The sequence below is a fragment of the Bradyrhizobium sp. AS23.2 genome (genome assembly GCF_001908185.1).
Lineage (GTDB): Bacteria > Pseudomonadota > Alphaproteobacteria > Rhizobiales > Xanthobacteraceae > Bradyrhizobium.
In genome coordinates this window covers 18,015-32,778 of sequence record NZ_LGHM01000146.1, presented here as the reverse complement: position 1 = coordinate 32,778, position 14,764 = coordinate 18,015, and the positions used below count along the sequence as shown (strand labels likewise).

At 63.9% G+C, this 14,764-nt stretch carries 13 protein-coding genes; 3 read left to right on the top strand and 10 right to left on the bottom strand.

Annotated elements, in window-relative coordinates:
• Nucleotides 1-140: 140 nt before the first annotated feature.
• From AC630_RS28900 to AC630_RS45690, 7 genes are all read right to left on the bottom strand, one after another.
• Nucleotides 141-764, bottom strand: a complete 624-nt coding sequence (locus AC630_RS28900) for a flavin reductase family protein (protein ID WP_074121850.1) — start codon at nucleotides 762-764, stop codon at nucleotides 141-143.
• Between the two features lie 169 nt (nucleotides 765-933).
• A complete protein-coding gene (locus AC630_RS28895) occupies nucleotides 934-1,533 on the bottom strand; it encodes a TetR/AcrR family transcriptional regulator (RefSeq protein ID WP_074121846.1) in 600 nt (199 codons plus the stop codon).
• A 31-nt stretch (nucleotides 1,534-1,564) separates the two neighbouring features.
• Nucleotides 1,565-4,702 carry an efflux RND transporter permease subunit gene (locus tag AC630_RS28890; RefSeq protein ID WP_074121845.1) on the bottom strand — a complete coding sequence of 1,046 codons (3,138 nt, stop codon included), beginning with the start codon at nucleotides 4,700-4,702 and terminating at the stop codon, nucleotides 1,565-1,567.
• A gap of 284 nt (nucleotides 4,703-4,986) precedes the next feature.
• Entirely contained in the window at nucleotides 4,987-6,093 is a 1,107-nt protein-coding gene (locus AC630_RS28885; protein ID WP_074121844.1) for an efflux RND transporter periplasmic adaptor subunit, read from the bottom strand.
• Between the two features lie 258 nt (nucleotides 6,094-6,351).
• The gene (locus AC630_RS28880) at nucleotides 6,352-7,695 is read right to left on the bottom strand and encodes an MFS transporter (protein ID WP_074121843.1); all 1,344 of its coding nucleotides are present in this window, start codon (nucleotides 7,693-7,695) and stop codon (nucleotides 6,352-6,354) included.
• Between the two features lie 326 nt (nucleotides 7,696-8,021).
• Nucleotides 8,022-9,182 carry a winged helix-turn-helix domain-containing protein gene (locus AC630_RS28870; protein ID WP_074121841.1) on the bottom strand — a complete coding sequence of 387 codons (1,161 nt, stop codon included), beginning with the start codon at nucleotides 9,180-9,182 and terminating at the stop codon, nucleotides 8,022-8,024.
• A gap of 117 nt (nucleotides 9,183-9,299) precedes the next feature.
• Complete coding sequence (locus AC630_RS45690) at nucleotides 9,300-9,458, bottom strand: hypothetical protein (RefSeq protein ID WP_167561302.1); 159 nt, start codon at nucleotides 9,456-9,458, stop codon at nucleotides 9,300-9,302.
• A 200-nt stretch (nucleotides 9,459-9,658) separates the two neighbouring features.
• Between AC630_RS45690 and AC630_RS28860 the strand changes: the two genes are divergently transcribed.
• Nucleotides 9,659-10,300, top strand: coding sequence for an OmpA family protein (locus AC630_RS28860; protein ID WP_074121840.1), 642 nt, complete (start codon nucleotides 9,659-9,661; stop codon nucleotides 10,298-10,300).
• 52 nt (nucleotides 10,301-10,352) lie between these two features.
• Here the strand turns inward: AC630_RS28860 and AC630_RS28855 are convergent, their stop codons facing one another.
• Nucleotides 10,353-11,633 (bottom strand): phospholipid carrier-dependent glycosyltransferase, encoded by a 1,281-nt coding sequence (locus tag AC630_RS28855; RefSeq protein ID WP_074121839.1) that lies wholly within the window; start codon nucleotides 11,631-11,633, stop codon nucleotides 10,353-10,355.
• Between the two features lie 201 nt (nucleotides 11,634-11,834).
• Here AC630_RS28855 and AC630_RS28850 point away from each other — a divergent pair, with 201 nt between their 5' ends.
• Both AC630_RS28850 and AC630_RS28845 read left to right on the top strand, forming a co-directional pair.
• Nucleotides 11,835-12,536, top strand: a complete 702-nt coding sequence (locus AC630_RS28850) for a FecR family protein (RefSeq protein WP_074121838.1) — start codon at nucleotides 11,835-11,837, stop codon at nucleotides 12,534-12,536.
• Nucleotides 12,537-12,538: 2 nt separating this feature from the next.
• Nucleotides 12,539-13,675 carry a hypothetical protein gene (locus tag AC630_RS28845; protein WP_074121837.1) on the top strand — a complete coding sequence of 379 codons (1,137 nt, stop codon included), beginning with the start codon at nucleotides 12,539-12,541 and terminating at the stop codon, nucleotides 13,673-13,675.
• A 123-nt stretch (nucleotides 13,676-13,798) separates the two neighbouring features.
• Here the strand turns inward: AC630_RS28845 and AC630_RS28840 are convergent, their stop codons facing one another.
• Both AC630_RS28840 and AC630_RS28835 read right to left on the bottom strand, forming a co-directional pair.
• The gene (locus tag AC630_RS28840; protein ID WP_074121836.1) at nucleotides 13,799-14,287 is read right to left on the bottom strand and encodes a VOC family protein; all 489 of its coding nucleotides are present in this window, start codon (nucleotides 14,285-14,287) and stop codon (nucleotides 13,799-13,801) included.
• A 32-nt stretch (nucleotides 14,288-14,319) separates the two neighbouring features.
• Complete coding sequence (locus AC630_RS28835; RefSeq protein WP_074121835.1) at nucleotides 14,320-14,748, bottom strand: VOC family protein; 429 nt, start codon at nucleotides 14,746-14,748, stop codon at nucleotides 14,320-14,322.
• Nucleotides 14,749-14,764 lie beyond the last annotated feature (16 nt).

Here is a 14,764-nt window from a genome sequence, read left to right as displayed (position 1 = left end):
CGCTACACCATCAATGTGAGGGACGACCGCTTGCCTTCCAACCAAGCCGCGCGACGCGCGCATCAAACAGCGCGGTAGCTAGCGCGGCTTGGTTGGAAGGCCTCAGGGAGCCCGTTACCCCATCTACAGGTGCGCCTGGATCAGTCCGGCCGGACCATCTCGAACATGTTTTCCGGCTTGATCTCGAAATAGTCGCCGCGGCGGCCGGCGCGGACGATGGGGCGGGCGGCGGCGGTCTGGTAGACGCCGTCCTTGATCATGGCCTTGTCGATATGGACGGCGACGACCTCGCCCAGCGTCAGCCAGGCATCGGCCTCCTTGCCGTCGGCGCCCTTGAGGCGGACGATGTCGGACACCTTGCATTCGAAAGCGACCGGGCTCTCGCCGACGCGCGGCACGTTGACGAGCTTGCCGGGCACAGCCGTGAGCCCTGCGATCTCGAACTCGTCGACCTCAGGTGCGACATGCGCAGCGGTCGCGTTCATGTGCTTGGCCAGATCCATCGTGGCGAGATTCCAGACGAACTCGCCGGTCTGCTGGATGTTCTCGACCGAGTCCTTCCAGTTGGTGGAGGAAAAGCCGATGATCGGCGGCACGTAAGCGAAGGCGCTGAAGAAGCTATAGGGCGCGAGATTGACGTGGCCCCTGGCGTCGCGGGAGGAGATCCAGCCGATCGGCCGCGGCGCGATGATGGCGTTGAACGGATCGTGCTTGAGGCCGTGGCCCTTCGAGGGCTCGTAGAAATACAGGTCTTTGTCGTTCACGCTGGTTTTTCCCTGATCGTCATTGCGAGCGCAGCGAAGCAATCCAGAATCCCTCCGCGGAGACAGTCTGGATTGCTTCGCTGCGCTCGCAATGACGGAGTCTGTTGATCCATCCTTGCCCGTCACTCCGGGGCGAGCGGCCTGCTTATAGGAGAAAATCCCCGGCCCGTCAGTGGCGCGGCGACAGACCCGCGATGACGAAATCGATCATCTGGTCGATGGTCGGGCCCGGCTTCGTGGCGCACTGGGCGATCATCTGGGGGTGGAAGAACCGCATCATGGCGGTGCAGGCGCACAGCGAGGCCAGCTCCAGGTCCGGGGCCTCGAACTCGCCGGAGGCGGCGCCTTGCGCGATCATCTGGCCGATCACGCCGGCAATGCACTCCATATGGGCGACGCAGACGTCCCAGTCCTCCTGCATCGCGATCTCGACCATCTCATGCAGCTTGGAGTCGCCGACATAGCGCTCGGTGTTCATGCGATGGATGGTGGTGAGCAGCTCGCGGAAGCGCTCCAGCACCGGACCGGGCCTCGCCACGATCCGCTGCGCCTCCAGCTCGACCTCGCCCATCAAGCTGCGCGCCACCGCCTGATGGATCGCCTTCTTCGACTCGAAGAAGCGATACACGTTGGCGGGGCTCATCTTGAGCTCCTTGGCGATGTCCCCAACCGTGGTCTTGAGGTAGCCGATCTGCCGGAACAGCCGCTCGGCCACCTCGAGGATGCGCTCCCGGGTGTCGCCTTCGATATGTTCCGAAGCCAGTGTCATCTGTCAGGACTCGTCAAAACTCACTCTTCATTTATTCAGCCGCTTCAGCAAGCGGAATTGCAGGATCCTCATCGCTCCCATGCTGCGGCGCGGTAGGTTGCTCGGCTGAACCGGCCTCATCCAGGCTCTTCCTGAACCACAGGGCATAGAGGCCCGGCAGGTACAGCAGCGTGAGGAAGGTCGCAACGAACAATCCGCCCATGATGGTGATCGCCATCGGGCCCCAGAAGGCCGAGCGCGACAGCGGGATCATGGCGAGGATCGCGGCGAGCGCCGTCAGCACCACGGGGCGGGCACGGCGGACGGTCGCCTCCACGATCGCCTCGCGCCGGGCCAGGCCGTGCGAGACGTCGGTCTCTATCTGGTCGACCAGGATGACCGTGTTGCGCATGATCATGCCGGCGAGCGCGATCAGGCCGAGCAGCGCCACGAAGCCGAACGGGGCGTTGGCGACGTTGAGCCCGAGGGAGGCGCCGACGATGCCGAGCGGCGCGGTCAGGAACACCAGCAACAGGCGCGAGAAGCTCTGCAGCTGGATCATCAGCAGCGTCAGCATCACCATGACCATCACCGGGAAGAGGATGAAGATCGAGGCGTTGCCCTTGGCGGACTCCTCGAACGCCCCGCCGGGCTCGATGCGATAGGCGGGCTCGAGGTAGTCCTTGATGGCCTGCAGCTTCGGCGTGATCTGGTTGGTGACGTCGGGCGCCTGCACGCCGTCGACGACGTCGGAGCGCACGGTGATCGCCATGTCGCGGTTGCGCCGCCACATGATCGGCTCCTCGTGGGAATACTCGATCTTGGCGATCTGCTGCAGCGGCACCGCAACGCCGTTGCGCGAGGTGATGGTGAGGTCGCCAACGCCGCCGAGGTCGAGGCGCTCGGATGGGATCGCACGGGCGACCACGCCGACCTTCTCGATACCGTCACGGATGGTCGTGACCTGCGCGCCCGAAATCAGCATCGCGAGTGCCTGCGAGACGTCCTGCGGAGTCAGGCCCATCGCGCGGGCACGATCCTGGTCGACGACGAGCTTGAGATACGGTGACTGCTCGTTCCAGTCGAGCTGAACGTCCTTGACGTTCTTGTTCTGCCGCATCACGTCGCGGACCCGATAGGCGATCTCGCGCACCTTGTTGGCGTCGGGGCCGATCACGCGGAACTGGACGGGGAAGCCGACCGGCGGACCGAAGTTGAAGCGGTCGACGCGCACGCGCGCCTCGGTCAGCATGCCGTCGGCGGCCGCCCTCTCGATCTTCGCCTTGACCCGCTCACGCGCCTCGACGCCCTTGGCGACGATGACGATTTCGGCGAACGCCTCGTTCGGAAGCTGCGGGTTGAGGCCGAGCCAGAAGCGCGGCGAACCCTGGCCGACATAGGCCGTATACGTCTCGATGTCCTTGTCGTCCTTCAGCAGCGTCTCGGCCTTCTTCACTGCCTTCTCGGTCACGTTGAAGGCTGTGCCCTCAGGCAGGCGGAGCTGGAGGAACAGCTCGGGTCGCTCGGACAGCGGGAAGAACTGCTGCTGGACGTGGCCGAAGCCGACGATCGAGGCGACGAAGACGCCGACGGTCGCGGCCACCACGGTGATGCGGTGATTGACGCACCACTGCACGATGGCGCGCAGGCCGCGGTACATGCGGGTCTCGTAGACCGCATGCGGATCGTGATTGTGATGCGCCTTCATCTCCGGCAGCAGCTTGACGCCGATATAGGGCGTGAAGATCACAGCCACGAACCAGGAGGCGACCAGAGCGATCGCCACGATCCAGAAGATGCTGCCGGCATATTCGCCGACCGCGGAATTGGCAAAGCCGATGGGGAGGAAGCCAGCAGCCGTGACCAGCGTTCCCGTCAGCATCGGAAACGCAGTGGATTCCCAGGCAAAGGACGCCGCGCGCATGCGATCCCAGCCCTGCTCCATCTTCACCACCATCATCTCGACCGCGATGATGGCGTCGTCGACGAGCAGGCCGAGCGCGATGATCAGCGCGCCGAGCGTGATGCGGTGCAGGTCGAGCGACATCGCGTTCATGACGACGAAGACGATGCCGAGCACCAGCGGCACCGACAGCGCGACCACGATGCCAGTGCGCCAGCCCAGCGCCAGGAACGAGACGAACAGCACGATGACGAGCGCTTCCATGAAGGAGTGCACGAACTCGCCGACGGCGTGCTCGACCACCTTGGGCTGGTCGGCGATGAGCCGGACGTCGATGCCCTGCGGCACCGCCTGCATGAATTCCGCGGTCGCCTTCTCGACCTCCTTGCCGAGCTCGAGGATGTTGGCGCCCTTGGCGGTGACGACGCCGATGCCGATCGCGGGCTTGCCCTCCTGGCGCACGATGAAGCTCGGCGGATCGACATAGCCATGAGTGACGGTGGCGATGTCGCCGAGGCGGAAGACGCGGCCGTTGCTCTCGACCGGCGTCTCGGCCACCGCCTTGGCACCATCGAGCGCCCCGGTCACGCGCAGCGGCACGCGCTGCGACGAGGTCTCGACCGTGCCGGCCGGCGTCACGTTATTCTGCTTGGCGAGCGAATCGAACAGCGCCTGCGGCGTGATGCCGAGGGTGGCGAGCTTGGCGTGGCTGAATTCGACGAAGATGCGCTCATCCTGGTTGCCATAGACGTCGACCTTGGTCACGCCGGGCACCTTCAGGAGGCGCTGACGGAAGCCTTCCGAGACCTTCTTGAGCTGGGCATAATCGGCGCCGTCGCCGGTCATCATGTAGAGGATGGAATCGACGTCGGAGAACTCGTCGTTGACGACGGGTCCCAGAATCCCCGCGGGCAGTTGGCCCTGCACGTCGGCCAGCTTCTTGCGCAGGAGGTAGAAGAGATAGGGCACTTCCTTCGGCGGCGTGGAGTCGCGGAAGGTGACCTGGAGCGCGGTGAAGGCGGGCTTGGAGTAGGTCTGCACCTTCTCGAAGTAAGGCAGCTCCTGCAGCTTCTTCTCGATGGGATCGGCGACCTGCGTCTGCATTTCCTGCGCAGTCGCGCCCGGCCACATCACGGAGACGTTGACCACCTTCACCGTGAAGAACGGATCCTCGGCGCGCCCGAGCTTCTCGTAGGAGAAGAAGCCGGCGGCGCCGAGCACGATCATCAGGAAGAGAACCAGCGTCGGATGGCTGACGGCCCAGGCCGAAAGGTTGAAGCGCTTCATCGCACTCTCCGAAAGACGATCCAGTTGCGAAAACGACAGCCGCCCTGTTCAACCGGCCATCGCGAGGCAGCGAAGCAATCCAGGGGGCTGGGCAGATTCTGGATCGCCTCGCCGCTTCGGCCTTCGCATTTGCGCTCGGGCCGAAACTCACCTCGCAACGACGGACTTACTTTTCTTGTCATTCCGGGATGGTCCGAAGGACCAGACCCGGAATCTCGAGATTCTCAGGTGCGCAAGTGCGCACCATAGTTCGATGCTGTCGCATCGCCCCGGAATGACGGGGATTAGAAAGACAGTGACGAGACGATCCGCACCCTCTGGCTCGGATCGAGCTTCTGCACGCCAAGCGCTACGATCTTGGCGCCCTCTTCGACGCCGCCCGTGATGACGACATCGTTGCTCTCGTAGGACTTCACCGTCACCGGCTTCAGCGTGACCGCGCCGTTGTCGTCGACAACATAGAAGGACGGCTTGCCGCCTTCGCTGAACAGCGCCGACAGCGGCAGCCGCGCGACGCGCTGGGTGGCGGCGTCCGACAGCGTCAGTGTCGCGGTCATGCCGAGCGCGACCTTGTCGTCGGCCTCTGGCAGCGAGAATTTCGCAAGATAGGTGCGCGTGGCCGGATCGGCTGCCGGCGCGATCTCGCGCAGCTTGGCCGTATATTTCTTGCCCGGCTCCGACCAAAGAGTGACGCTGGCGACGCCCGACTTGGCGCGTCCAACCAACGTCTCAGGGATCGCGACGACCGCTTCCTTCTCGGCAAAGCGGGCGACACGGATCGAGGCCTGGCCCGCGGCAACCACTTGGCCGGGCTCGATCAGCGTTGCGGTGACGACGCCACGGGCGTCGGCAACAAGCGTCGCGTAGGAAAGGGAATTCTTGGTCAGCTCGACCGAGCGGACAGCGCGGTCCAGGCGCGCGCGGGCCTCGTCGGCGGAAGCGCGGCTCTGGTCGAGCTGCGCGTCGGTGGTCCACCCCTTGGCCTTCAGATCCTTGGCGCGCTGCTCGGCGGCGGCGGCCTGGGCCAGCACGCCGGTCGCGGCAGTCTGCTCGGCGACGGCCTGCTCGGCCTGAAGCTTCAAATCGACCTCGTCGAGGGTCGCGAGCGGCTGACCAACCTCGACGGTCTGGCCGACCTCGACCAGGCGCTTGGCGACCTTGCCGGCGACGCGGAAGCCGAGATCGCTCTCGATCCGGGGCCTGACGGTGCCGACGAAGCTGCGCTCGGGCGTCTCAGCATCATAGTGAGCGGTCGCGACCAGAACCGGTCGCGGTGGCTCGGCTTTCTGGGCAACGGTGTCATTGCACCCGGCCAGCGAAACCGCCATCAGGGCCAGCGACGCACCTGCCAAGAGCCTGGAATAGCTCGACAAAATTGACCGGACGAACATCGGAGGACACTCCTGCGACTGCAATGAGAGAAGTGTCGACTAATCACTGATAAAAGTCAATAATCGTCAGTCATCAGGAAAGCGTGATCGTTAAGGGCAGGTAAGGATTGGAAGAAAGCCCGAGGCGGACGTCGCCACTCGGACGGACGCCGTAGGGTGGGCAAAGGCGCGTTAGCGCCGTGCCCACCACCGCAATATCGATACGCAAAACTATCGGTGGGCACGCTTCGCTTTGCCCACCCTACAGATTTCGAGATCTCACCGACCCTGTTCGACGAACTCGTGCTTGGTCTCGTGGCCGCCGATGAAGACCAGGATGCCGGCGAGCAGTGGCAGGATCGCGAGCACCAAGAGGCCGGTCGAGGTCTGGCCGGTTGCCTCCTTGACCCAGCCAATCAGGTAGGGCCCGGCGAAGCCGGCAAGGTTCCCGACCGAGTTGATCAGGGCTATGGCGCCGGCGGCGGCCATACCGGAGAGCCAGGCGGTCGGCAGGGTCCAGAACACGCCGAAGACGCAGAACACGCCGATCGCAGCAACCGTCAGCGCCACCATCGTCATGGTGGGGTCGGTGATGTAGCTGGAGACGGCAAGCGCGATCGCGATCAGGATCAGCGGCGCGCCGACGTGGAACACCCGCTCGCGAGTCGCGTCCGAGTGCCGTGCCCACAGGATCATGGCGATGGTGCCGAACAGGTACGGGATCGCGGTGACGAAGCCGGTCTGCGCATTGGTGAGGCCGAACGCCTTGACGATCTGCGGCAGCCAGAACTGCATGCCGTAGAGCGCGCCGACGAAGCCGAAATAGATCAGGCTGAGCGCGATCACCTTCGGCGAGGAAAGGGCTTGGCCGAGCGAGAGATGCTTTACGGCCTGCTTGGCCGCGATCTCGGAATCGAGCTTCGCCTTGAGCCAGCCCTTCTGCTCAGCCGTCAGCCAATCCGCCTTCTCCGGCCGATCGGTGAGATAGAACCAGGTGACGATGCCGAGCAGCACCGACGGGATGCCTTCGAGAATGAACAGCCACTGCCAGCCCTTCAGGCCCATCACGCCGTCGAGCCCGAGCAACAGGCCCGAGATCGGCGCGCCGATCACGGTCGAGACCGGCACGGCGACGGCGAAGGCGGCGAGGAAGCGCGCGCGATATTCCGCCGGGTACCAGTAGGTGAGATAGAGGATGATGCCGGGGAAGAAGCCGGCTTCGGCGACGCCCAGCAGGAAGCGCAGCACGTAAAAGCTCGTTACGCCGTTCACGAGCGCCATCAGCGCCGAGATGATGCCCCAGGTCACCATGATGCGCGCGATCCAGCGGCTGGCGCCGAACTTCTCCAGCGCCAAATTGCTCGGCACCTCGAAGATGAAATAGCCGATGAAGAAGATACCGGCGCCCCAGGAGAAGATCAGCGGCGTGAACTTCAGCTCGGCATTCATGGTCAGCGCGGCGAAACCGAGATTGACCCGGTCGAGATAGGAGAAGAAGTAGGCCAGCACCAGGAACGGGATCAGGCGCCAGGAGATGGCGCGGATGGTCGAGGTCTCGATTTCACTCTTATTCGAGTTCTTGGCCGTGCCGGCGGAACCGGCATAGGTCGTGGTCTGGCTCATGGCTTCCCCCCGGAGTTGATGCTTTTGTGGGCTAGTGGGCGGTTTTCAGCATCGCGGGCAAAGAGTCAATGGAGCAAGCAATGCACGGGGCGCAGCCGGTGAACTCCATTGCGCCGGGACAGCGGTCGCTGCCCCTCAGGCTGACGCAGGTCGTGATCGCCTGCGAGTCGTCCTTGCGATGGTCCTGCGATTTCGGCCCTCTTCTCCGTCATTGCGAGCGCAGCGAAGCAATCCAGACTATCACCGCGACGAGACTCTGGATTGCTTCGCTGCGCTCGCAATGACGAGATTATTGAAGCCGCTCGACACATTTCCGCTGTTCACACTCACTCCGCCAATTGAAACCGCTCGAAGCGATCGAGCTCGTCCTCGATCTTGCGCTTGAGCTCCTTGCGCCCCGCTGTCTTCTTCCCCTCCCCGACCCAGGTCCATTTCTGCATCAAGAGCTTCTTGCGTTGCCGGTCGGTCTTGAGGTCGAGCGCGGCGACGATCTGGTCGCCAACCAGCACCGGCAGCGCGAAATAGCCGAGCTTGCGCTTGGCCTTCGGCACATAGGCTTCGAACAGGTGGTTGTAGCCGAAGAAGAGGTTGGTGCGCTTGCGCTGGATGATCAGGGGGTCGAACGGCGAGAGGATGTGGACGAGATCGGGCGACACCTCGCCCGGCTCCAGCGCCGCAGGCGTGGCCCAATGCTCCTGCCTGCCGGCGTCCTCGATCGCAACCGGCACGAGCTCGCCACGGCGGACGCGCGAGGCGATCAGGTTAGCTACCGCCTTTTTGCGCGGCGCATCGAGATGACAGATCGAATCGAGGCTCACCACGCCTTGCGACCGCAGCGCGCGGTCGAGCAGATAGGCCGTGATGTCATTTGTCGAGGCCGGCTTCGGCAGCGTGTCCCAGCCGAAATGGCGCGTCATCAGCTCATAGGTCTTGAGCATGCCCTGGCGCGCGCTGATGGTCACCACGCCGGTGTAGAAGGCAAGCTGCAACGCCCGCTTCGAGGGCTTTCGGCTCTGCCACAGGTGCTCCTTCTCGGTGAGCACGTCGTCCTCGATGTCGCGGATGGTCAGCGGGCCCGCGCGTACCAGCCGCATCACCTTGCGCATGTCGGCCGGCGTGACCGAGGCGTACCATTTGTGCCCGTCACGGCGATGCTCGCGCATCGCCGGCAGAAAGAAACGGAAGTCGCTGGCCGGCACATAGGACAGCGCATGCGTCCAGTATTCGAAAACGCTTCTGTCGACGCTCTGCGCGTGGCGCAGATCGGCACGCCGGTAGGACGGGATGCGGCTGAACAGGATGTGGTGGTGGCTGCGCTCGATAACATTGATGGTGTCGATCTGCACATAGCCGAGGTGGGTAATCGCCTCCGCAACGGCCCGCGCGCCCTCGCCGAACGGCGCGCGCTCATCCAGCCGCTGGGCATGGAGCCAGATCTGCCGGGCCTGCGTCGTGGTGAGTGGAAGCGGTTCGGGCGCGCGTGACATTGCAGGGTGCAATGTAGCGGGATTCGCGCCAGGAAAAAGGAGACGGCAAAGCAACGGTCACAAGAAAAGGCCGCGCTGCCAACTGCTGACAGCGCGGCCGGATGGTGCGGCCGAGGCCTATTTCATCGCCATCGCCTTCTCGGCGTTCATGTAGTGCTTGCAGGCGCCGCGCACGTTGCCTTTGCTCATGTCGGAATTGGCCGAGGCCATCGACTTCCTCGCAGCGATCTTGCCCGGCGTGTCTTCACCGCCCATCCCGACAACGAGCTTCGTCATCGCGATCGCCGGAACCCGTGGCGAACCTCGACGGAAGCGAAACGCCGCCCCCAGGCCGCCCACCCGAAACGCCGCAAATGAACCAGGATGAGCCCGGAAGCCCCCGCTTCCACCGTGACCAAGATCACATGAAGGCCTTTGAACCTGCCCTATGCTCGCAGCATCAAATCGTCATCAGGCGATACAGCGAGGATACGACAATGACCCATTTTACTAAGTTTTTTGGACTGAAGGCGATCACCCTTTCGGCCGCGCTGTCGATGACGGCGGGCCTGGCCTTGGCCGGTGACAACAACGTCTCCACCAGCCAGATCCTGGATGCGCTGAAGCCGAAGCCGGTGACCCGCGGCCTGTCCGTCGGTCCGCAGGCCGATCCGACCGTACAAGCCAAGGAGGCGACATTCCTGAACACCGTGCGCAATCGCTCGACCCGTTCGCTCTCGATGGGCGAGCGCGAGCAGATCGCCGAGCTTGCGGCGTCCAAGCCGAAGATCGATCTGGAAATCCAGTTCGACTACAACTCAGCCGACATCGCCAAGACGTCGGTGCCGTCGGTGCAGGCGCTCGGCAAGGCCTTGTCCGATCCGGCGCTCAAGGGCTCGACCTTCGTGGTCGCCGGCCATACCGATGCGATCGGCGGCGAAGAGTACAATCAAGGGCTCTCCGAACGGCGCGCCGACACGATCAAGAAATACCTGGTGCAGAACTACGGCCTCAACGGCACCGATCTCGTCACCGTCGGCTACGGCAAGACCAAGCTGAAGGATACCGCCAACGGCGCCGACCCGATCAACCGTCGCGTCCAGGTCGTGAACATGGACACCAAGACCGCGTCGAAATAAATGCCACAATCGACAACCGCCTGCCACGTGAGTGGCGGGCGGTTTTCTGTTGTCAGATCCAGCTCTGGAACAGCATCAGTCGGCTGAAGGTCTGCATCGATGTACCGACGTAGGCCGCCGAGATCGGCAACATCACTGCAAAGCCGACGGCGGCGACGCCGACATAGGCCCACAGCAGCCAGCGAGGCAGCCCTTCTCTTCGCAGCACATAGACCAGTGCAAGCGATGCTACAGTCGCTGCCGGCAGATAATAATAGATGAAGCCGAGCGTCCGCGGCAGCAACGCCCAGGCGAGCCAGGAGCCGAAATAGAACGCCGCGATCAGAAAGGCATCCCAGCGGCGCGCGACGATGAAGTCGCGCAGTACAATGGCGAGCGCCGGCAGCGCCGGCCACAGCACCAGCGGATTGCCGAGGAAGACGATCGCGGAGATGCTGTCGTGCGCCGTCTTGTCGAACAGGAACCACACCGGGCGGGCGAGGAGCGGCCAGGATGGCCACGAGCTCATATAGGTGTGACCGGCAATCGCGGTGGTCGTGTTGTCGGCAAAGATCCGGCGCTGCGCCTCGATCAGATCCGTCAGTGACAATCCATGGAGCGGAACGAAAGCGGCAAGATAGGTTGCGGCCGGCAGGACGGCAAAGCAGACCGTGGCGTGATGCAACCTGAAACCGGGCCATAGATCAGGCCGGTACCAGTCGTCTGGCTTCGCGTCGGTAAACAGCGTGCGCCAGCCCTGCATCAGGCGGATCACCGCGACGATGACGATGCAGACGCCGAGCGGAAACAGGCCGCTCCACTTGCAGGCCGCAGCAAGACCGAACAGAGCACCCGCCAGCGCGAACAGCGCATGCGGCCGCTCCTTTCGAAATCCGTGCATGAAGGCGGCCATCGCGAGCAAGCCGAAGCCGAGCGCAAAGATGTCGAGCATCGCGATACGCGCCTGCACGTAAACCATCTGATTGAACGCCGCGATCAACGCAGCGGCCATCGCGGGCGCTTGCGCGGAGAACAGCGCGAGACCGCACAGATAGATCGCGACGATCGCGAGTGCGCCGAACAATGTCGCGGGATAGCGCCAGCCAAACGCGTTGTCGCCGAAAGCCGCGATTGACGCCGCGATCAGCTCCTTGGCCAGCGGCGGGTGCATCGGATTGAGCATCGGCTGCGACATCGCGGGCGCCAGCATCTGCCGCGCAGCCGGCACGTAATGCACCTCGTCGAAAACGAACTTCTCTGGCGTCGTCAGGCCGATGAGCAGCGCGAGATGCGCGACCAGGAAAATCGCGACAGCAATCACTGCGCTCCGCGACACCTTCGGAACGGCGGGCAATTCGAGCGGCTGTTTTGATGAGGTTTTGCGTGGCAAATTTGCGTCACCGTGGACAAAAGCGAAAATCGCACTTCTCATTGAACGCATTCTGCCGCAACTGTCACTAAGGATAACGCACGTCCCGCGCCGCTAGTGATAATTTCGTCACATCGCAAGCGCGCGAGATCCGGTACGATCAGGGACACATCGATCGGTTGCGAAATGAATTTGCGTTTCTTGTTTTTCCCCACACTGTTGTCAGCCGCATTGTGCGCGGCGCCTTGCGCGCTGGCGCAGACGCGCGTCGGCGAAGCCGTCGTGATCCAGAACGAAGTGGTGCGCGTGGCCGCAACCACGACGCCGATCAGCGTCGGCGACAGCATGTTGCGCGACGAGACCGTCCGCACCGGTGCTGACAGCGCGGCGCGCTTCGTCATGGCCGACAGCACCAATTTGTCGCTGGGGCCGAGCGCCACGCTGAAGCTCGACCGCACCGTCTTCAACGACGAGCACAGCTATCGCGACGTCGCGATCCGCATGACCACCGGCGCATTCCGTTTCGTCACCGGACATTCGGAGAAGACCGCCTACAAGATCACGACGCCGCTCGCGACCATCGGCGTGCGCGGCACCACGCTCGACATCCTCTCCCAGCGCGGACGCTCCGTCGTCGTGCTCCAGGACGGCGCGGCCAGCGTTTGCACGACGAACTCCCAGTGCGTGCAGCTCACCCAGCCCGGCGACACCGCGGTGATCACCTCGACCGGCGGCAAGGTCAGCATCACCAAAACCAATACGCCGCCCTGGACGTTTGCCGCGAACTGCGCCGCAAGCGCCGGGCTGTGCTCGGTCAACCAATATGCCGACGCGTCTCCGACCATCACGCCCGCCGTCCACGACGACGGCATGCTGTGCGGGCGGTAACGATGGCGAAATTCAACGTCAGGCGCTTCGTTCTCGCCGCCGCAATGGCCGCATCCGCTGCGTTTGCTTTCGTCGTATTCGATGCCCGGCCGGCGGCAGCAGAGACCGGTTGCGAGGCCGAGTGCGGCGAGCCGACGCCCTCCCCGTCGCCCTCACCTTCCCCCTCTCCCAGCCCCTATCCGTCACCGTCGCCGAGCCCGTATCCGACGTCCTCACCGAGCTCGTACCCACCACCGGCCCCGACCGGCGCTGATTCCAGTGGCAATTCGATCGGTGGCCTCGCCAACCAACGCTTCAACCAGATGATCACCAACCGGGTGCTCGGCACGGTGCTGCTCGGCGTCAATGAGCAGGTCAATTGCAGCGACTGCGTCAGCGCGTTCGGCTCGGCCGGCTCGTTCTCGGCCGGCATCCACGGCCGCAAGCAGCTCACCAACAATCTGTCGCTGCTCGCCGGCATCGCCTACACGCAGTACAGCGAAGGCGACTACAACATCACCAGCGCGCCGATCGGCGCCTTCGCGCTGCGCTACGACTTCACCGACTGGGGCTCCTCACGCCCATTCTTCGACGTCGGCACGATCCTGACGCCGTGGGAGAAGGCGCGCTACACCCGCAGCTACAACACCAGCCTCGGCCCGGTGAGCGTCACGAGCTCGACCAACGCCTCGAACTACGCCGTGTACGGCCGCGCCGGCTGGATGAGCCGGGTGTCGCCCCGCGACGAGGTCGCAGCTTCCATCGAGGTCTGGCAGCTCTGGCAGCGTGTGTCCGGCTACACCGACAGCGCGGTGGCGTTCAATCCGTTCGACGCCACGATTGCGACCGGCACCGACCGCACCAGCCTGGTCAAGATCGGCGGCCAATGGACGCATCTCTACGGCAGCAACGTCGAGGCCAACATCAATGGCGGCTGGGTACAGTCGTTTGCCAGTCACAGCGGCATCGTCGCCACCGTGACGGGAGACGGCATGGTGGTGCCGACGATGGGCAACCAGGGCTGGTTCGAATATGGCGGCCGTCTCGGCTTCCGCGTGTCCAAGGGCTGGATCGTGGACCTCTTCGCCAACGGCACGCTGGGCCCGCAGCCGGTTGGAAATACCATTCACGGCGGTGTGGGGCTGCGGATCAATTATTGAGAGGGTCCGAGGCAAGGTCTCGTAGGGTGGCAAAGCGAAGCGTGCCCACCACCCTCCGTCGGAGAAAGTTGGTGGGCACGGCGCGAACGCGCCTTTGCCCACCCTACAGCACCTATCGGAGCATCACGCCGCCGACTTGCCCTCGAACGCCTGACGCAGAACACCCGCATCCAGCTTGACCATCTTCATCATGGCCTGCATTGCGCGCCCGGCCGCGGCCTTGTCGGGGCTCGAGAGGAATTCGAACATCACCTTCGGCACCACCTGCCAGGACACACCGTAGCTGTCCCTCAGCCAGCCGCACTGCCCTTCACTGCCGCCATGAGCGAGGAACGCGCTCCACACGCTGTCGACCTGGGCTTGGTCGTCGCAATGGATCATCAGCGAAAGTGCGTGGGTGTATTCCATCTTCATCCCGCCGTTGAGCGCCACCAGCGGCTGTCCGGCCACGGTGAACTCGACGACGAGCACGGAGCCTTCCTTGCCGGACGGGTTGTCCGAAACGTTGTGCTGAACGTTCGTGATCTTCGAATTCGGAACCAGCGAGACGTAGAACTTCGCGGCTTCCTCGGCATCGCCGTTGAACCACATGCAGGGCACGACCTTGGACATCGTGAATACTCCTTATGTTCGGAGGGCTTCGATCAGGCGCTCGCCATGTCGGGCTGGGTGGTGGCAGCCGCCATGTCTACCCACGTCACTCCCCACATATGGCCATCCAGGTCCTCGAAGCTGCGGCCGTACATGAAGCTGAACTCTTCCTTCGGGCTGGGATCGGCCATGCCGCCCGCGGCCTCCGCCCTGCCGACGATGTCGTCGACCTCGTTCCGGCTATCCGCGGACAGGCAGATCAGCACCTGGCTCCCGGTCCTGGCATCGGCGATCGGCCTCGGCGTGAACTGACGAAACTTGTCGTGGGTCAGCAGCATGGCGAAGATGGTCTCGGAAATGACCATGCAGCTCGCCGTGTCGTCGCAGAATTGCGGGTTCTTGGCCGCACCGATCGCCTCATAAAAGGCGGTGGCACGCTTGAGGTCGGTCACCGGCAGATTGACGAAGATCATCTTGGACATCTGAATGCTCCTGGAA